The following is a 16,019-nucleotide window of genomic DNA, read 5'->3' as shown; positions in this document are numbered from 1 at the left end:
CCGGCCGGGCCGCGGAAACCCGCGAATCGCGGATCAGGCCTCCGGATCTGCCAGAGCAGGGGCGGCGCGAGCGTCCCGGCGCAGGTACAGCGGGACGAGCACCCACAGCACCACCGTGGCGCCCAACAGGGCGGCCGTGCCGACGATCCCCGCGAGTCGCCCCACCGCGATGTCCAGGACCAGCATCAGCCCGGCGGCCAGCGTCAGTGCCAGGGTGCCCAGCCCGGCCATGGCCAGCCGGTGCCCGGCCCGGACGAGCTCGCGCTTGCGGTTGCGCTGGAAGAGGATCCGGTGCGCGGCGACGGGCGCCACGATCAGCGTCGACGACGCCGCCGCGCCGGCGAGGGTGGCGACGAACAGGGCGTGCTGCATGGCGTCGAGCTCCTTGAACCGCTCGCTCAGCGACATCGTGAGCAGGAAGCCGAACAGGATCTGCACGCCGGTGAACACCACGCGGAGCTCCTGCAGCAGCTCCGCGAAGTTGCGGTCCGCACGGTTCAGCGGACCCTCGGCGCGGTGCCGGGTGTTCCAGTCCTCGGTCTCGTCGGTGACCGTCGCCGCCACGGACATCCGTCGCTCCTCCCGCCTCGGCCGGTGCCGCTCTCCTGTACCCGCTTTCTCCCGTTTCACACGATCGGGTGAGCGCGATGGGCCGGTGGCAGGCGGTGTCAAGTCGATCGCGGCGGGTGCGTATGTCGCGGGGGCCGAGGGGGTACGCCCCCGACCGACTGGTGGTGACGACGGGGAAAGGGGGTGCGGGATGACCTCGATCGGGACGGCGACCACGGAGGGCGACGCCGCCGACGGCCACGTGTGCTGGAGCTACGGCCCCGCTCCCGACGCGCCGGCTGGCGTGCGCCGGAGGCTCGGACCGGTGCTCGAGGCATGGCGTGTGGAGGGCGAGACCGCCGAGGACGTGCTGCTCGTCGTGACGGAGCTGGTCGCGAACGTGGTCGACCACGCCGGCACGCCCTTCGAGATCACGCTGCACCGCGAGCCCGGGGTGCTGCACGTGTCCGTGCGTGACGGGTGCACCACGCCGCCGGAGCCGCGCGGCCGGAACCCGCACGCCTCCCGGGGCCGCGGGCTGCTCGTGGTGCAGGCGGTGTGCCGGGACTGGGGCTACGAGCTGCACGACGCCGACGCCCCCGGGAAGACCGTCCATGCCGAGCTCGCCGCCTGAGCCCGCGCCGGTTCGCGGCGCCTGCACCGGGTACCCCGTGCGATGACCGAGATCGTGCGCCCCGGCCCCCTGCGCTGGCTGGCCTACGCGTTCGGCGCCGGGCTGCCGGCCCGGTACCGGACCTGGGTGCTGCACGACGTCACCGCCCCCACCTGGGTGCTGCGGCACCTGGTCCGGTCCGTCGTGCAGATCGCGCCCTTCGGCGTGGCCCTGTACCTGCTGGTCCCGGGTTCCCCGGCGATCCGCGCCACCGCCGTCGTGATGGGCGCGGTGATCGGCCTGCTCTACTCCCTGGCGTTCGTCGAGGCCGCCGCGGAGCATCGGGCGATCAAGGCCGGATATCCCGAGGGCACCGCCGCCGCGACCCGCCGCGAACGCCGCAGGCGGGGCCGCCGCGGGCCCGGCACCTACCCCGGCGGGCCGACCGGTCCGCCGCGCTTCCCCACTCCGACGAACGGAGGCACGCGATGACCGAGCGGCCCGAGAACTCCGCCGACGCCCCCGACCCCGCCGATCCCACCCGCACCGAGGAGACGGTCGACCGGCTCGAGGAGGAGGTGGTCGGGCACCGCGTCGACCAGCGCCGGGACGAGGAGGAGGACCCCCGCCCGGCCCACCGCCAGGACGTCGAGCCGGGCGGCGACGCCCCGGACGGGCCCGGTGCCGAGCCGTCCGACTGACCCGCCGCACCGAACGCCCATCGAACGCCCGCAGGAGAGCGCGATGATCCCGACCCTGTCGGACCCGGGCAACGTCCCGGGGCGCCGCGAGGAGCACGACCCGCAGACCGGGTTCCATCCCCGCGACCGGCACGACGCCCTGCGCCCCGACGCGCCGCCGGAGACCCTGGCGACGCCCGCACCGGAGACGCCGTTCGGGGCCCTGGTCGTCGGGCTCGACGGGTCGCCGCAGTCCCGCGCCGCCCTGCGGTGGGCGGTGGCCGAGGCCCGGACGCGGGACGTGGTCGTCGACGTCGTCCCCCTCGCCGAGGACCACGAGGGCTGGCTGGACGAGGCCCTCGGGGCCACCGGCGACGAGGTGGAGGTACGGACCGTGGCGGAGCGCGGCGACCCCGCGACCGTGCTGCTCGCGCACGCGACGGCGGCCCAGCTGCTGGTACTGGGGCACATCGGCGGCCGGCTCGACGACGTCGCGCGGCGGTGCACCGAGCACGCCCGCTGCCCCGTCGTGCTCGTCCCGGTGGCCGGGCGCTGACCCGTGGCGCGTTCGAACTCCCCCGGGCGCCGTCCGCCCCTGGCCCTCATGGCCGCGGTGGTCCTCGCCCTCCCCGGCCTCTACCTGGGCGCGGCGAGCCTCCTCGGGCTCCCGCACCCCGAGCTCCCCGCCCCCGCCGCCGTCGCCGTCTACGGGCTGGCGATCGTCGGTGCCGCGTTCGTGCTGTCCTGGGCCGGCGAGGCCGCACAGGTCGACATGAGCGCCGGTCTGGCGCTGGCGATCCTGGCCCTCCTCGCGGTGCTTCCCGAGTACGCCGTCGACTTCGTCTTCACCATGCGGGCGGGCGAGATCTTCGCCGCCGAGGGCCACTGCGCGCCCGATCCCGGCGGCAGCAACCCCTGCTCGCTGGCGCTGGCCAACATGACCGGCGCGAACCGGGTGCTGGTCGGCATCGGCTGGCCGCTGGTCGTGCTGGTCGCGATCCTCGCCGCGCGCAAGCGGGGCCGCCGGAACGACGACGGCGGCGGGCGCGAGGGCGACCGCGCCGGGGTGCGGCTCCCGCGCACCCTGTCCGCCGAGGTCGTGTTCCTCGGCGTCGCCACCCTCTACTCGCTGTCGCTCCCCCTGCGAAGCACCCTCACGCTGGTCGACACGCTCGTGCTCGTCGCCGTGTTCGTCGCCTACGCGATCCGTCTCGCCCGGTTCCCCGCGGAGGAACCCGACCTGCACGGCAGCGCGAAGTGGGTCGCCGAACGCCCCGCCGTGTCCCGACGCTGGATCTACGGGGCGCTCTTCGGCCTCGCCGCGTTGATCATCCTGGCCACGGCCGAGCACTTCGCCGACGGCCTGGTGCAGACCGGGTCCGAGCTGGGTGTCGACCGGTTCGTGCTGGTCCAGTGGGTGGCGCCGCTGGCGAGCGAGGCCCCCGAGCTGATCGTCGCCTGCCTCTACGCGAAGCGGCTCAAGGCGGGCGACTCGCTCGGTACGCTGCTCTCCAGCAAGGTCAACCAGTGGACGCTGCTGGTGGGGACGCTCCCACTGGTGTTCGCGATCGCGTCGGGCTCGCTGCACGGCCTGCCCCTCGACGACCAGCAGCGCGTCGAGCTGCTGCTCACCGGCACGCAGTCCTTCTTCGCGGTCAGCCTCCTGGTGACGCTCGGGCTGACCTGGCGCGGCGCGCTGGCGCTCGTCGTCCTGTTCGCGATCCAGTTCGCGACGTCGATCTCGTTGCCGACCGAGACCGTGCACACCGTGTCGCTCGTGCTCTCCGGGGTGTACGCGCTGCTCGGCGTGGCGCAGCTGGTCCGGCACCGGCGGGCGCTGCCCCGGCTGGTGCGCGACGGGCTGCGGACCGACCCGCACCGGCTCGCCGAGCAACCGGCCTGAGGGCCGGCCGCGCCGTCAGGCGGTGATCTTGTGCGGGGTGCCGCGGAAGGCACACCAGAAGGTCGCGACCTCCGGATCCGCGGCGGGTCGCGCCTTCGCGCTGGTGGACTTGCCGAACATCCGCTTCAGCGCCCGCTTCGCCGAGCGCTCCGCGGCCGCGGCCAGCTCCTCGGCGCCCTTGTGCCGCGACCCGCGCAGCACGGCGACGAACACGAACCGCCGCTTCGCGGCGCGCGGGGCGGGCCGCCAGGCCGGGACCCACTCCAGCTCGGCGGTGAGCGGGCGGTCGGCGTCCGTGCAGAGGGCACGGGTGAGGGCGGCCTCCAGGACGTGCGGGTCCACGTCGGCCGGCGCCTTCACGCGCAACAGGGCCATCACCGGTTCGGTACACGGTTCGGCGGAGGTGCGCACGTCGACCCCTTCGTCGGTGGTCCCGCGGCTCGCGCGGGCGGCTGCGACGCTGCCTGCTCAACGTGCGTGGTCCCCACCATGGCACACCGGGGCGCCCTGTGCGGGGTGTAGCGGACGTCCGTACGGGTATCGCCGCCACGAGGCCGCGGGCGCATCGCGGCCGGAAAGGAGAGCCACGATGGGTGCACTGGACGGCAAGCGCGTCGCGATCCTCGCGACCGACGGCGTCGAGGAGGTCGAGCTGACCAAGCCGCGCAAGGCGGTCGAGGACGCCGGGGCCACCACCGAGATCGTGTCGATCTCCGAGGACGCCATCCAGTCGATGAACTCCGACATCTCGCCCAGCGGGGTGTACCCGGTCGACAAGCTGGCGTCGCAGGTGTCGGCGTCGGACTACGACGCGCTGATCATGCCTGGCGGAACGGTCAACGCGGACCGCCTGCGCATGGACCAGGACGTGCTGACGTTTGTCAAGGACGTGTTCGCCGCCGGCAAGCCGGTGGGCGTGATCTGCCACGGGCCGTGGACGCTGGTCGAGGCGGACCTGGTGAAGGGCCGCACGCTGACGTCGTTCCCGAGCCTGCGGACGGACATCCGCAACGCGGGCGGCAACCCGGTCGACGAGGAGGTCGTCACCGACCAGGGGCTCGTCAGCAGCCGCAACCCCGGCGACCTCGAGGCCTTCTGCGCGAAGATCGTCGAGGAGTTCGCGGAGGGCGGGCACTCCGTCCACCCGGAGGGCGCCACCGCGTGACCCCGGCCGCGCGCCGGGCCATGATGCCTGCATGACGAGGTGCTCATGAGGGGGCCGGCGTGACGGCGGGCGAGGAACGGGCGGGCGTCGCGCTCTCGAGCCTGGACTCCCCGCTCGTCGACGGGGACGACGCGACCAAGCGGGACCTCGTCGACTACCTCGACGCCGTCGCGGACCGGCTGGTCCCGGTCCTGGCCGACCGGCCGCTCTCGGTGATCCGGGTGCGGCCGGGCCAGGAGCCGTTCATGCAGAAGAACCTCCCCCGCTACACCCCGGACTGGGTGCGCAGCACGGTCATCCGCTCGCAGACCGGCCGCGAGGTCCGGTACGCGCTCTGCGACGACCGGCGGACCCTGCTCTGGCTGGCCAACCAGCGGGCCGTGGAGTACCACCCGGCCCTGTTCACGGTCGGGGCGGCGCAGGCGTCGGAGCTCGTGCTCGACCTCGACCCGCCGGAGGGCGCCGGCTTCCCCGCCGTCGTCGCGGTGGCCCACCTGGTGCGCGAGGCGCTCGCCGGCGCCGGGCTCACCGGGGCCCTCAAGACGAGCGGCTCCAAGGGCGTCCACATCGTCGTCCCGCTCGCGCCGACCCCGTTCGACGACGCCGCGGCCGCCACTCGCGCCCTGGCCGCGCGGACCGAGAAGCTCGACCCGGGCATCGCCACCACCGCCTTCCTCCGCGAGGAGCGCGAGGGCAAGGTCTTCGTCGACTCCACCCGCGCGGGCGGCGCGACCGTGGTCGCGGCCTACAGCCCGCGCATCCGCCCCGGCCTGCCGGTGTCCTTCCCGCTGGCCTGGGACGAGCTCGACGCGGTCTCCCCCACGGACTTCACCCTCCGCACCGCGCCGGACCTGCTGGCGGGCCGGCCCACCTGGACCGAGGCGCTGGCCGAGCCGCAGGAGCTCCCGGCCGACCTGCTCGAGGAGGGACACGCGATCCCCGTCGCGCGGGTGCAGGCGATGCACGAGGGCAAGCGGCGCAAGCGCGCGGCATCCGACGCCGCCCGCGACACCTGAGCTGCCCACGGGCAGGGCCGGGGCCGGGCGTTCCCCACGCGCGGGCCCCGGCCCCCGACCTCCCGTCCGGCCCCCGTCAGCCGGTCACGGGCAGGTTCTTCTGCACGACCTCGGGCCGCGGCGCCTCGCCGGGCTCCGGCTCGTGCTTCTTGACGGCCGGCTCGTCGTGCTCCTCGTCCGCCTCCAGCGCGCAGGTCGTGGACCCGACGGTGATCTTCAGCAGGTCACCCTTCGGCGAGAGCGCCCGGAGCAGGTCGTCGACGGTCTTCAGCGGGGTCTTCTGCAGGTCCGGCAGCTGCCCGGTGACCAGGCCGATCAGGTCCGGCGCGACCTCCTGCTCCTTGTCGGTGAGGTCGCGCGCGCGGTCCTGCCCCGGTACCAGCGTGAGCGTGAAGCCGGTGACGGTGATCGAGTCGTCGTCGCGGTCCTGCTGGTTGAGCGTGATCCGCAGGAGCGGGGACACGTCGAACCGCTCCTCCTCGAGGGGCGCCTGCACCGGCGTCCCGAGGATCGACGCGTCGACGAGGTCGACGCCGGCCGAGCCGCCGTCCGCCCCGTCGCACCAGGTCCGGAACGTCTCCGCCTCGAGGACGTCGAGCAGGTTCACCTTCGCCACGGTGGCCTCGGCCCGGTGCCCCTCGGCCTCGGCGACCAGCGCGGACAGGCCGATGCCGGGCTTGCCGTGCAGCGGGAGCGCGGTCACGTCGGCCACGCTCTGCCGGTCGTGCTCGCCGCCCCGCGACTCGGCGTACGGGCTCGGGCTGATCGACAGCAGGCCGTCCGTCCGGAAGACGTAGGCGGACGAGTCCACGGACGGCTCGGCCGCGGCGGCGGCGGAGCCCAGCAGCAGCACCGCCGCGGCCGTGGCCGCACCCACCGCGGCCGCACCGGCACCGGCGAACTTGGAGGTCTTCACGCGTCGCGTCCCTTTCTGGATCATGCTTCGTCGATCGTCACGAGCGTGCCCAGGGGCACCTCGGTGAGCTGGCGCAGCGCGTCCGCGGGGACGCGGATGCAGCCGTCGCTGGTGGCGGTGCCGAGCACGTCGTCGGTCGGCCAGGTGTGGATGGCGACGGTCCCCGGGCCGCCGCCGAAGGTGTCGTGCGTGGGGCTGTGCGTGCCCAGCGGCAGGATCACCGGGGAGTACATCTGCTGGTCGTCGCTGAACGCGCCGAGCAGGAAGGTGCGGCCGGTGGGGGTGGGCGCCGAGGGCTTGCCGATGCCGACCGTCCACTCCGCGAGCTTCGCGCCGTCCTCGTAGAGGGCGAGCCTCGTGGAGCCCAGGTGCACGGCGATGCGGTACGGCGTGGTCTTCACGTCGAGGTCGGCAAGCGGCAGCCATCCCGTCGACGAGCTGGGCCGCGAGGGCAGCAGGACCTGCGCCCACTCCCCCTGCTGTGCGATCACCGGGAGCCACGTGTCGCCGATCTGCGTCACGGGCATGCGGGCGATCGGGGTGCCGCCGGGCGCGTCGTGGACCACCGTCTCGCGGACCGGGTGCGCGACCCGGCCGTCCGTGGTCTCCTGCGGCGCCGGGTCGGGCACGGTGCCCTGCAGCGTCGTGTAGGTGGTGCTCTCCTGCAGCGAGGCCGGCTCGACGGCCGCCGCGACCGGGTCGGCGCCGGCGGCGGTGCCGCCCTGCTGCGCGACCGGCGACGGGGCACCGCCGAGCAGCAGCCCGACGACCAGGACGATCGCCAGCAGGGCCACGACGCCGAAGCCGGCCCAGAGGGCGAGGCCGGACCGCGAACGCCCGGAGCGCCAGGCGGACCGGCGGGTCCGCGGGGGCAGGGTGTGGTTCGCCATCACGCAGCCCACGACCGGTTGGCGGGGGCGGCGGCGTGGACCGGGGAGGATTCCGACGCGCTGTGCACGATCGGATGAACGAGGGCTCCACGATCAGGTGACGGGCCGTCCCGCCATGATCGCTCTGCGTTCCGACGGACGGAGTCGATCACGCGACGGACGGTCGTATCCCGCCGCTCGCCCGGCACCCGGCGCGCCGAGCGGCGTACCCACCGCACCACGGACGGTTACCATCGCTGCGGACCGGATGACGGAGCGTGACAGGAGACGGCGTGCTGCTGGCGGACGAGCGGGTGCGGATCGTGGAGTGCTGCCGGCGGATGGCCGCCGCGGGGCTCACGGTCGGCACCTCGGGCAACGTGAGCGAGCGGCGTGGGGAGCTCGTCGCGATCACGCCGACCGGTGTCGACTACGGCGCGCTGACCCCGGCGGGGGTGTGCGTGGTCGATCTCGACGGGCGCCCGGTCGAGGACGGGCCGCTGCCCTCGTCCGAGCTGCCGATGCACCTGGCCGTCTACGCGGGCACGGAGGAGCGGGCCGTCGTCCACACGCACCCGCTCTACGCGACGGCGCTGTCCACGGTGGTCGACGAGCTGCCCGGCATCCACTACCTGGTCATGCAGCTGGGCGGGCCGGTGCGGGTCGCACCGTACGAGCGGTACGGGTCGGCCGAGCTGGCCGAGGCGAGCGTGCGGGCGATGGCGGGGCGCAGTGCGGTGCTGCTGCGCAACCACGGTGCCACGACGTGCGGCGACACGTTGGCCCGGGCCTACGACCGGGCCGTCACGCTGGAGTGGCTGTGCCGGCTCTACCACCAGGCCCGGCTGCTCGGGGAGCCCTCGCTCCTCGCCGACGACGAGCTGGCCGCCGTCGGCGAGCAGCTGCGGACCTACGGACAGCCCGGCGGTCAGGCCCGCTGAGCGCTGCGCCGGCGGGTCGCGAACCAGTAGTGCGCCGCGATGCTGACCGCGATCCAGAAGATCGGCCCGCCCGGCCAGAAGAACGACACCGGGCCGACGATCCAGCGCACCAGGACCAGCAGGACCACGGCGAGGCCGATCCCGGCGTGGATCATCAGGCGGCGCCGGGCGTCGGGCGGCAGGGTCCGCAGGCCCGGCGGCGGGGGCGGCGGGGCCGGGAGGTCGGCGGTCAGCGGGATCAGGTCCGCCTCGATCTTCGCGGCGTAGGCGGCCTGCTGGCGCTCGTCGGCCTCCTCGAGGGTCAGCCGCCCCTCGGCGGCGGCCGCCCGGATCCGGTCGGCGACGGCCTCGCGGTCGGCGTCGGAGAGCCGCAGCGCGGCGTCGGTGCGGAGGCGGGCGGTGTGGCCGGTGTATTCGGTGCTCTCGCTCATGCTGTCCCCCAGGTGTTCTCGTGGTGTGCCTCCACGGTGCCGGGGAGCGGCGACGCGCACGTCGGCCCGCGGGCGGGACCTGCGCTGCCGCCGGAGGGGGGCCGCGGGCCTGCGGCGTACGCCCCGGGGAGTACGCCGCCGGTCCCCCGCCGACCGACGCGTCCGGGGCGCGCGTCGCCCTAGGGTGCGGGTGTGTCCTGGTGGGTCGGGTTGCTGCGGCGCTCGTGGCAGAGCGTGCCGCACACCGTCCTGACCCCGGCCGCCTGGCTGGTCGTGGGGCTGGTCGCCGCGCTCAACGCGTCCCGCTTCGTGCCGACGGCCCGCCCGGTCGACGCGCTCGGGATCGCCCTGATCGTGCTGGGCCCGCTGCTGCTCGTCGTCCGCCGGGCGCACCCGCCCGCGGTGCTGGTCGGCTGCACCGCGGTCCTGCTCGGCTACCTCGCCCTCGGCTACCCGTTCGGGCCGGTCGTGGTGCCCTCGCTGGTCGCGCTGGCCGAGGCGATCCTGCGCGGGCACCGGCGGGTGGCCTACGTGACCACGGCCGTCGCCGTGCTCGCCGGGCTGGCGATCCAGATCGTGGCCCGCGGCGGCGCGGCCGGGCTCGAGGGCCGGCTGGGCTGGCTGGCGTGGCTGGCCGCGTACATCGCGGGGTGCGAGCTGTGGCGGGCCCGCAGCGAGCGCCGCGCCCAGGCGGCGGCCACGCGCGAGGAGACCGCGCGGCGGCAGGCCGGCGAGGAACGGCTGCGGATCGCCCGGGAGCTGCACGACGTGCTCGGCCACCACGTCTCGCTGATCAACGTGCAGGCCGGCGTCGCCCTCTACCTGATCGACGACGACCCCGAGCAGGCCCGGCGGGCGCTGGCCACGATCAAGGACGCCAGCCGGGACCTGCTCCGCGAGATGCGCTCCACCCTCGGCGTTCTGCGCGGGGTCGACGAGGAGCCGCCGCGTGCGCCCACCGCCGGCCTCGGGATGCTCGACCGGCTGGTGGCCGACAACGAGGCCGCGGGCCTGGCCGTCACCACCTCGGTCGACGCCGACGTCACGGGGCTGCCGCCGAGCGTCGACCTCGCCGCCTACCGGATCGTGCAGGAGGCGCTGACCAACGTCCGCAAGCACGCCGGCGCCGGGCGCGCGCTCGTGAAGGTGACCGGGGCGGACGGCGCGCTCCGGGTCGTCGTCGACGACGACGGCGCGGGCCCGCCCGAACGGCCCGGCGAGGGCGGCACGGGGCTGGTCGGGATGCGCGAGCGCGCCACCGCGCTGGGCGGCACGCTGACCCACGGGCGGGCGCCCGGCGGCGGGTTCCGGGTGGAGGCGGTGCTGCCGCTCGCCGGCTCCGGCGGCGCGGCGGTCGGGGCGGCCGGGGCGGCCGGGGCGCGGACCGAGGAGGAGACAGGGTGATCAGGGTCGTGCTGGCGGACGACCAGGCGCTGGTCCGGGCCGGGTTCCGGGCGTTGCTCGGCTCCGCGCCGGACCTCGAGGTGGTCGGCGAGGCCGAGGACGGCGAGGCGGTGCTGCGGGTCTGCCGCGACACCGCACCCGACGTCGTGCTCATGGACATCCGGATGCCCGGGCGGGACGGGCTGGCCGCGACCCGGGACATCGTGGCCGATCCGCGGCTGGCCGGGGTCCGGGTCGTCGTGCTGACCACCTTCGCCGAGGACGCCTACATCTTCGAGGCGCTGCGCTCCGGCGCCAGCGGGTTCCTGGTCAAGGACACCGAGCCGGCCGAGCTGCTGCACGCGGTGCGGGTGGTGCACGCCGGGGAGGCGCTGCTCTCCCCCGGCGTGACCCGCCGGCTCGTCGAGGAGTTCGCCGCGCGGTCCCGCCCACCCGCACCCGACCGCCGGCTCGACGCGCTGACCGGCCGCGAGCGCGAGGTGCTCGCGCTGGTCGCCGCCGGCCTGTCCAACGACGAGATCGCCGAGAAGCTCGTGGTCAGCCCGGCCACGGCGAAGACGCACGTCAGCCGCTCGATGGTGAAGCTGGGCGTGCGGGATCGCGCGCAGCTCGTGGTGCTGGCGTACGAGACCGGCCTGGTGCGGCCGGGCTGGCTGGCCTGAGAACGAGCGAACGGCCCTCTCGCTCATACCTAGAGTGAGCGAGAGGGCGGTTCGCCGGTGGGGTTCAGGCGTGGACGACGGTGCCGGTGTCCTTGTCGGCCAGCGCGTCGGTGAGCGCGCCGCGGGTCAGGCCGTTGACCACCCGGAACTCCCGGACGTGCTTGGCGGTGGGCAGCAGCTCGCAGGCCAGCCGGTCCACGGGCAGCTCCGGGGTCGTGGCCGGGACGCGGCCACCGGGGCCGTCGACGTCCTTGACGAAGATCAGCCGCTGGGCGCCGAAGGCGTCGGCGAGCAGGACCGCGCCCGCGTCGGTGCGGTGCATCGGCAGCTTGCCGACCACGGCCGGGAACTCGTGGGATCCGTAGGGCGGGTACCCGTTGGAGACGACGGCCGGCGCCGCCGCCAGGTGCCCGGCGAGCTGCCGGGCGACGGTCCCGTGTGGCACGTAGGACACGCCGTCCGCCGCGAGCAGGGCGGCCAGCAGGTGACCGTTCTGCTCGGCCTCGGTGGCCGCGAGCTCCGACAGCGCGCCGGTGGGCAGGCCCAGGTCGAGGCCCACGCCGATCGCGTGCCGGGCCCGGATGCCGGCGCCGGTGAGGATCAGCATCCGGTGGTCGCCGAAGGCGCCGCGCAGCTCGTCGACGAGGGGCAGGATCGCGTCCCGCCCCCGGTCGATGATCGCGCCGCCGCCGATCACCACGATGTCGAGCCAGGGCAGCAGCCGGGTCACCGGGCGCGAGGTGACCGGCCGGACGAGGTCGCGGTCGAGCAGCGTCTGCCGCGCCAGCAGCGACGGGACGTCCTTGCCGTACTCGGTCATGATCAGCCCTCCGCCGTGATGATCGTGCCGACGTGCTCGCCCGCGAGCGCGCGGGTGACCAGGCCGGGCTTCAGGCCGTTGACGATCTGGATCTTCTTCACGAACCGGGCGTTCCGCATGAGGTCGAACACCGGGCGCTCGACGGCGAGGTCGGGCAGGTCCCGCGCGATCAGCTCGTCGACCGTGATCTCCGGGATCAGGATGGCCGACGGGTCCGTCTTCGGGTTGGCCGTGTAGAGGCCGTCCTCGTCCTTGACGAAGATCATCGACGCGCAGCCGTAGGTCTCGGCGACGAGGTAGCAGCCGGCGTCGGTGCGGTAGGGCGGGATCACGCCCTCGGCCGGCACGCGCTGCCACATGTCGTAGGGCGGCATGCCGGCGAAGATCGCGGCGCCGACCTCGGCGACCCGCAGCGGCAGCGCGGCCATCGCCCCGCCGCCGACCACCGGGACGCCGTGCTTGGCGAACAGGTGGCCGAGCATCGTCGCGTTCTGCCCCGCCACGGCCGAGCCGATGTCGCTGAGCACGCCGGTCGGCAGGCCGAGCTCGGCGGCCAGGGCGTAGGCGTGCCGGGCGCGGGTGCCGCCGCCGGTGCCGATCAGCAGCCGGTACCGCGGGAGCGCGGCGACGATCTCCTCGACCACCGGGAGGACCGCCGAGCGGCCCCGGTCGAGCAGGCTCTGCCCGCCGATCTTGAGCACGTGCACGTCGGGCAGGACCCGCTCGTCGGGCACGGCGTCGGTGGCGGCCTGCAGCTCGGGGTCGTCGAGGCTGCGGCTCATGAGCAGCTCGCCCAGCGCGGCTGCGGTCGTCATAGGAGAACCCCCTGGTCCCGGGCGGCCGGACGGCCGCGCCGCGGGCGACCGTAGCCGCACCCGACCGGGGGCTGCCATCCGGCCGTCCGGCGGCCCGCGCGCGTCCTCCGTGGACGCGGCGGGCCGCGGCGATCTCCGGCCGCGCCCGCGTGCGCGGGACCGGCGATGTGATCCCCGGCTCATCCGCCGCAGGTCACGGGGGTCGTGCGTGCGGACTGCCCTCTAGGGTCGGTTCCCGCTCACGGGAGGGCCACGAACGAGGCCAGACCGTCGAGCAGCCGGTCGACGTCCGAGTCGTCCGTGTACGGGGACAGGCCGATCCGCAGCGACCCGTTGTCGCCCAGCCCGAGCCGGCGGCTGGCCTCCAACGCGTAGAAGGAGCTGGCGGGGGCGTTGATCCGGCGTTCGGCGAGGTAGCGGTAGGCGTCGGTCGGGTGCTTGTCGGCGAACTCGACGAGCAGGGTCGGGGTGCGGTGCGCCGCCCGGGACCGCACGCGGACGCCGGGCAGCTCGGCCAGCGCCTGCTCGATCCGGATGCGCAGCGGCTCCTCGTGCGCCCGGATCGCGCCCATCGCCTCGAGCAGCGCGGTGCGCCGGTCCGCCTGCGAGCCCGTGAGCCCGGCGAGGAAGTCGACCGCGGCCGTGGTGCCGGCGAGCAGCTCGTAGGGCAGGGTGCCCAGCTCGAACCGCTCCGGGACGGCGTCGCTGCTGGGCGCGAGCTTCGCCGGGCGCAGCTCCTCCAGCAGCTCCGGCCGGGCGGCGAGCACCCCGCAGTGCGGGCCGAGGAACTTGTACGGCGAGCAGGCGAAGAAGTCCGCGCAGAGCTCCGAGACGTCGATCCCGGCGTGCGCGGTGAGGTGCACGCCGTCGACCATCGTCAGGGCCCCGGCGTCGTGCGCGAGGGCGCTGATCTCGGCAATCGGCGGGATCGTGCCGACGAGGTTCGACGCACCCGTCACCGCGACCAGCCGGGTGCGTCGCGACAGCACGGCGGCGACGTCCGCGGCGGTGAGCTCGGCGGTCTCCGGGTCGAAGTCCGCCCAGCGCACGGTCGCGCCGGCGGCCTCCGCGGCCAGGACCCAGGGCCGGATGTTGGCGTCGTGGTCCAGCCTGGTGACGACGACCTCGTCCCCCGGCCGCCACGTCTCGGCCAGCGTGCGCGCGAGGTCGAAGGTCAGCTGGGTCATGCTGCGCCCGAACACGATCCCGCGCGGGTCGGCGTCGAGCAGGTCCGCCATCGCCGCCCGGGCCCGCAGCACGATCCCGTCGGCGTGCCGCTCGGCCTTGGTGACGGTGCCGCGGTTCGCGATGGGTGAGGTCAGCGCCTCGTACACCGCGCGGGCCACCGGCTCGGGGGTCTGCGAGCCACCGGGCCCGTCGAAGTGCGCGGACCCGGCCTTGAGCGCGGGGAACTGCGTGCGGAGGGCGGCGACGTCGTAGCTCGCGGGCTGGCTCACGTCCCCACCCTCGCACGGCTCATCGCAGGACGGTCCCCTTCGTCTCCGGCAGCGTGAGCACGGTCAGGAACGCGATCACCGCGCCGATGGCGACGTACCAGAAGAACGCCCCGCCCAGCCACTGGATCATCAGCGGCGCGGTGCCGCCGAACAGCGCGACCGTGAGGTTGTACCAGGCGCCGATGCCCAGCCCGCGCAGCTCGGTCGGGAACAGCTCGCTCATGATCGCCGGGGCGATCGAGGTCATCATCGTGTAGAGCCCGAGCCCCACGCAGAACACCACGAGCAGCCCGACGAGCCCGGGGCGGACCAGGGCGGACAGCGGCACGATGAGGATCGCGGTCGCCGCGGACCAGAAGAGCAGCTGCGGCTTGCGCCCGAACCGGTCCGACAGCGCGCCCATCGGATACTGCAGCAGGACGAACAGCCCCGTCGCGATCGACAGGGCGAGGAAGACGTCGAACGGGTCGACCCCGCGGGACTTCGTGGCGTACGGGGTCAGCGCGGAGAAGAACGTGTAGTAGCAGAGCGTCGAGAGCAGGGTGAAGCCGACGAGCTGGCCGACGGCCTTCGGGTGCTCGCGCAGCGTGAGCATCAGCGGGTTGCGGATCGTCTGGGCCTTGGCCTTGTTGGTCTCGTACTGCTCGGTCTCCGGCATCGCCCGGCGCAGCCAGAGCCCGAGGAGCCCGAGCAGGCCGCCGACGACGAACGGGATCCGCCAACCCCAGGAGGAGACCTGGTCCTCCGACAGCGAGCCGGAGAGGATCACGCCGAGCACGCTCGCGATCAGCACGGCCCCGCCGGTGGAGATGTAGAAGAAGGACGAGTAGCGGCCGCGGTGCAGCGGAGGGGCGACCTCGCCCAGGTAGGCCGACGCGTTGGACACCTCGCCGCCCAGCGACATGCCCTGCGCGATGCGGGCGAGCAGCAGCAGGACCGGGGCGAGCCAGCCGACCATCGAGAACGTCGGCAGGATCGCGATCACCAGCGAGCCGCCGGCCATCAGCAGGATGGTCAGCATCATCGCCGTGCGGCGGCCTCGGACGTCGGCGAAGCGGCCGAGCAGGAACCCGCCGAGCGGCCGGAAGAAGAAGGCCAGCGCGTAGGTGGCGAGCGTGCTGATCAGGGCAAGCGCCTCGTTGCCGGGCGGGAAGATCTGCGTCGCGAAGTAGATCGAGAACGTCGCGTAGATCGTCCAGTCGTACCACTCGATCGCGTTGCCGATGGAGGCGGCGACGAGTGTTCTGACGGGCAGCCGATGGCGTGTGCCGGTGGTGGTCTGCTGGCCGGTCTCGGTCATCCGCACTCCAGGGTGATCCGCCGTGATCAGTACAGCCGGGCACGATGTGCGCGAAAGGGTACGTCGAGCGGGTGACCCCTGCAGGGTCTGAGCGCGGGGGCGACGGAACCCCTGGTCACCCGGAGTCGTGAGTGGCGACCGCCCCTCTTGGGGCAGTGTGGGTGCGGGCGTTGGCCAGCAGGTTCGTCACCACCTGGGTGAGCCGCAGGGTGTCGCCGAGCACCACCACCGGCGCAGGCGGCAGGTCCAGCCGCCACCGGTGGTCGGGACCGGCCGCGCCGGCGTCGGACACGGGGTCGAGCACCAGGCGGGTCAATGCGCGCCGGTGCGTCGCCGTGGCGGTCATGCGCCCACGGTGCGGGCCGGTCGTGTGGGGTCGGTGAGGACTTTCTGTGAGCCGCCTGTCAGCGCCCGATGGTGGGCCCCCGATGGTGGTGACGGTCCTGCTGAGTGCCCTCGCGGGTGGCAGGCTCACCCC

The 16,019-nt window shown here is 74.5% G+C and carries 20 protein-coding genes; 10 read left to right on the top strand and 10 right to left on the bottom strand.

Translation table 11 applies throughout. From position 1 onward, the window contains the following. Positions 1–33 precede the first annotated feature (33 nt). Positions 34–570 (bottom strand): DUF6328 family protein, encoded by a 537-nt coding sequence (locus ACQP04_RS16435; RefSeq protein ID WP_433507900.1) that lies wholly within the window; start codon positions 568–570, stop codon positions 34–36. A gap of 190 nt (positions 571–760) precedes the next feature. Between ACQP04_RS16435 and ACQP04_RS16430 the strand changes: the two genes are divergently transcribed. From ACQP04_RS16430 to ACQP04_RS16410, 5 genes are read left to right on the top strand one after another with little or no spacing between them, the layout of a single operon-like run. Next, on the top strand, positions 761–1,183 hold the full coding sequence (locus tag ACQP04_RS16430) for an ATP-binding protein (protein WP_433507899.1): 423 nt from the start codon (positions 761–763) through the stop codon (positions 1,181–1,183). 42 nt (positions 1,184–1,225) lie between these two features. Then, positions 1,226–1,654, top strand: a complete 429-nt coding sequence (locus tag ACQP04_RS16425; RefSeq protein WP_433507898.1) for a DUF5313 family protein — start codon at positions 1,226–1,228, stop codon at positions 1,652–1,654. Beyond that, positions 1,651–1,863, top strand: coding sequence for a hypothetical protein (locus tag ACQP04_RS16420; protein WP_433507897.1), 213 nt, complete (start codon positions 1,651–1,653; stop codon positions 1,861–1,863). Before ACQP04_RS16425 ends, ACQP04_RS16420 begins: the two co-directional genes overlap by 4 nt. 43 nt (positions 1,864–1,906) lie before the next feature. Then, the gene (locus tag ACQP04_RS16415) at positions 1,907–2,398 is read left to right on the top strand and encodes a universal stress protein (protein ID WP_037051083.1); all 492 of its coding nucleotides are present in this window, start codon (positions 1,907–1,909) and stop codon (positions 2,396–2,398) included. Positions 2,399–2,446: 48 nt separating this feature from the next. Further along, complete coding sequence (locus ACQP04_RS16410; RefSeq protein ID WP_433507896.1) at positions 2,447–3,745, top strand: sodium:proton exchanger; 1,299 nt, start codon at positions 2,447–2,449, stop codon at positions 3,743–3,745. A 15-nt stretch (positions 3,746–3,760) separates the two neighbouring features. Here ACQP04_RS16410 and ACQP04_RS16405 read toward each other — a convergent pair whose 3' ends face one another. Further along, entirely contained in the window at positions 3,761–4,120 is a 360-nt protein-coding gene (locus tag ACQP04_RS16405; RefSeq protein ID WP_433507895.1) for a hypothetical protein, read from the bottom strand. A 214-nt stretch (positions 4,121–4,334) separates the two neighbouring features. On the opposite strand from ACQP04_RS16405, the gene ACQP04_RS16400 reads away from it, so the two are divergent. Both ACQP04_RS16400 and ACQP04_RS16395 read left to right on the top strand, forming a co-directional pair. Further along, positions 4,335–4,910, top strand: a complete 576-nt coding sequence (locus ACQP04_RS16400) for a type 1 glutamine amidotransferase domain-containing protein (RefSeq protein WP_433507894.1) — start codon at positions 4,335–4,337, stop codon at positions 4,908–4,910. A gap of 59 nt (positions 4,911–4,969) precedes the next feature. Further along, positions 4,970–5,926 (top strand): DNA polymerase domain-containing protein, encoded by a 957-nt coding sequence (locus ACQP04_RS16395; RefSeq protein ID WP_433507893.1) that lies wholly within the window; start codon positions 4,970–4,972, stop codon positions 5,924–5,926. A gap of 76 nt (positions 5,927–6,002) precedes the next feature. Here ACQP04_RS16395 and ACQP04_RS16390 read toward each other — a convergent pair whose 3' ends face one another. Together ACQP04_RS16390 and ACQP04_RS16385 are read right to left on the bottom strand one after the other, a co-directional pair. Beyond that, entirely contained in the window at positions 6,003–6,842 is an 840-nt protein-coding gene (locus tag ACQP04_RS16390; RefSeq protein WP_433507892.1) for a hypothetical protein, read from the bottom strand. A gap of 20 nt (positions 6,843–6,862) precedes the next feature. Continuing rightward, positions 6,863–7,732 (bottom strand): L,D-transpeptidase, encoded by an 870-nt coding sequence (locus ACQP04_RS16385; protein WP_433507891.1) that lies wholly within the window; start codon positions 7,730–7,732, stop codon positions 6,863–6,865. Between the two features lie 272 nt (positions 7,733–8,004). On the opposite strand from ACQP04_RS16385, the gene ACQP04_RS16380 reads away from it, so the two are divergent. After that, positions 8,005–8,652: a class II aldolase/adducin family protein gene (locus ACQP04_RS16380; protein ID WP_433507890.1), complete on the top strand. Its 648-nt coding sequence runs from the start codon at positions 8,005–8,007 to the stop codon at positions 8,650–8,652. Here the strand turns inward: ACQP04_RS16380 and ACQP04_RS16375 are convergent. Continuing rightward, positions 8,640–9,083, bottom strand: a complete 444-nt coding sequence (locus ACQP04_RS16375; protein ID WP_433507889.1) for a DUF1707 SHOCT-like domain-containing protein — start codon at positions 9,081–9,083, stop codon at positions 8,640–8,642. The genes ACQP04_RS16380 and ACQP04_RS16375 overlap by 13 nt on opposite strands. Positions 9,084–9,275: 192 nt before the next feature. Between ACQP04_RS16375 and ACQP04_RS16370 the strand changes: the two genes are divergently transcribed. After that, positions 9,276–10,487: a sensor histidine kinase gene (locus tag ACQP04_RS16370; protein WP_433507888.1), complete on the top strand. Its 1,212-nt coding sequence runs from the start codon at positions 9,276–9,278 to the stop codon at positions 10,485–10,487. Continuing rightward, positions 10,484–11,149, top strand: a complete 666-nt coding sequence (locus ACQP04_RS16365) for a response regulator (RefSeq protein ID WP_433507887.1) — start codon at positions 10,484–10,486, stop codon at positions 11,147–11,149. Before ACQP04_RS16370 ends, ACQP04_RS16365 begins: the two co-directional genes overlap by 4 nt. A gap of 64 nt (positions 11,150–11,213) precedes the next feature. On the opposite strand, the gene ACQP04_RS16360 is transcribed toward ACQP04_RS16365, so the two are convergent. From ACQP04_RS16360 to ACQP04_RS16340, 5 genes are all read right to left on the bottom strand, one after another. After that, complete coding sequence (locus ACQP04_RS16360) at positions 11,214–11,969, bottom strand: molybdenum storage protein subunit alpha (RefSeq protein ID WP_433507886.1); 756 nt, start codon at positions 11,967–11,969, stop codon at positions 11,214–11,216. Positions 11,970–11,971: 2 nt separating this feature from the next. Next, on the bottom strand, positions 11,972–12,784 hold the full coding sequence (locus ACQP04_RS16355; protein ID WP_433507885.1) for a uridine kinase: 813 nt from the start codon (positions 12,782–12,784) through the stop codon (positions 11,972–11,974). Positions 12,785–13,023: 239 nt separating this feature from the next. Further along, complete coding sequence (locus ACQP04_RS16350) at positions 13,024–14,241, bottom strand: cysteine desulfurase-like protein (protein WP_433507884.1); 1,218 nt, start codon at positions 14,239–14,241, stop codon at positions 13,024–13,026. 19 nt (positions 14,242–14,260) lie between these two features. Beyond that, positions 14,261–15,541, bottom strand: coding sequence for an MFS transporter (locus ACQP04_RS16345; protein ID WP_433507883.1), 1,281 nt, complete (start codon positions 15,539–15,541; stop codon positions 14,261–14,263). A gap of 115 nt (positions 15,542–15,656) precedes the next feature. Further along, positions 15,657–15,887 (bottom strand): hypothetical protein, encoded by a 231-nt coding sequence (locus ACQP04_RS16340; RefSeq protein ID WP_433507882.1) that lies wholly within the window; start codon positions 15,885–15,887, stop codon positions 15,657–15,659. Positions 15,888–16,019: the final 132 nt, after the last annotated feature.

This window comes from Pseudonocardia halophobica, assembly GCF_050948485.1.
In the GTDB taxonomy this organism is placed as follows: Bacteria; Actinomycetota; Actinomycetes; order Mycobacteriales; family Pseudonocardiaceae; genus Pseudonocardia; species Pseudonocardia halophobica.
Note: the sequence above shows the minus strand (reverse complement) of the source record. Positions and strands in the feature narration are given on the sequence as shown.

What these genes read in the sequence shown, in the direction of transcription:
- ACQP04_RS16435 (WP_433507900.1), bottom strand. Translation starts at nt 570, where the DNA reads ATGTCCGTGGCGGCGACGGTCACCGACGAGACCGAGGACTGGAACACC.
- ACQP04_RS16430 (WP_433507899.1), top strand. Translation starts at nt 761, where the DNA reads ATGACCTCGATCGGGACGGCGACCACGGAGGGCGACGCCGCCGACGGC.
- ACQP04_RS16425 (WP_433507898.1), top strand. Translation starts at nt 1,226, where the DNA reads ATGACCGAGATCGTGCGCCCCGGCCCCCTGCGCTGGCTGGCCTACGCG.
- ACQP04_RS16420 (WP_433507897.1), top strand. Translation starts at nt 1,651, where the DNA reads ATGACCGAGCGGCCCGAGAACTCCGCCGACGCCCCCGACCCCGCCGAT.
- ACQP04_RS16415 (WP_037051083.1), top strand. Translation starts at nt 1,907, where the DNA reads ATGATCCCGACCCTGTCGGACCCGGGCAACGTCCCGGGGCGCCGCGAG.
- ACQP04_RS16410 (WP_433507896.1), top strand. Translation starts at nt 2,447, where the DNA reads ATGGCCGCGGTGGTCCTCGCCCTCCCCGGCCTCTACCTGGGCGCGGCG.
- ACQP04_RS16405 (WP_433507895.1), bottom strand. Translation starts at nt 4,120, where the DNA reads ATGGCCCTGTTGCGCGTGAAGGCGCCGGCCGACGTGGACCCGCACGTC.
- ACQP04_RS16400 (WP_433507894.1), top strand. Translation starts at nt 4,335, where the DNA reads ATGGGTGCACTGGACGGCAAGCGCGTCGCGATCCTCGCGACCGACGGC.
- ACQP04_RS16385 (WP_433507891.1), bottom strand. Translation starts at nt 7,732, where the DNA reads ATGGCGAACCACACCCTGCCCCCGCGGACCCGCCGGTCCGCCTGGCGC.
- ACQP04_RS16375 (WP_433507889.1), bottom strand. Translation starts at nt 9,083, where the DNA reads ATGAGCGAGAGCACCGAATACACCGGCCACACCGCCCGCCTCCGCACC.
- ACQP04_RS16360 (WP_433507886.1), bottom strand. Translation starts at nt 11,969, where the DNA reads ATGACCGAGTACGGCAAGGACGTCCCGTCGCTGCTGGCGCGGCAGACG.
- ACQP04_RS16355 (WP_433507885.1), bottom strand. Translation starts at nt 12,784, where the DNA reads ATGACGACCGCAGCCGCGCTGGGCGAGCTGCTCATGAGCCGCAGCCTC.
- ACQP04_RS16345 (WP_433507883.1), bottom strand. Translation starts at nt 15,541, where the DNA reads ATGACCGAGACCGGCCAGCAGACCACCACCGGCACACGCCATCGGCTG.
- ACQP04_RS16340 (WP_433507882.1), bottom strand. Translation starts at nt 15,887, where the DNA reads ATGACCGCCACGGCGACGCACCGGCGCGCATTGACCCGCCTGGTGCTC.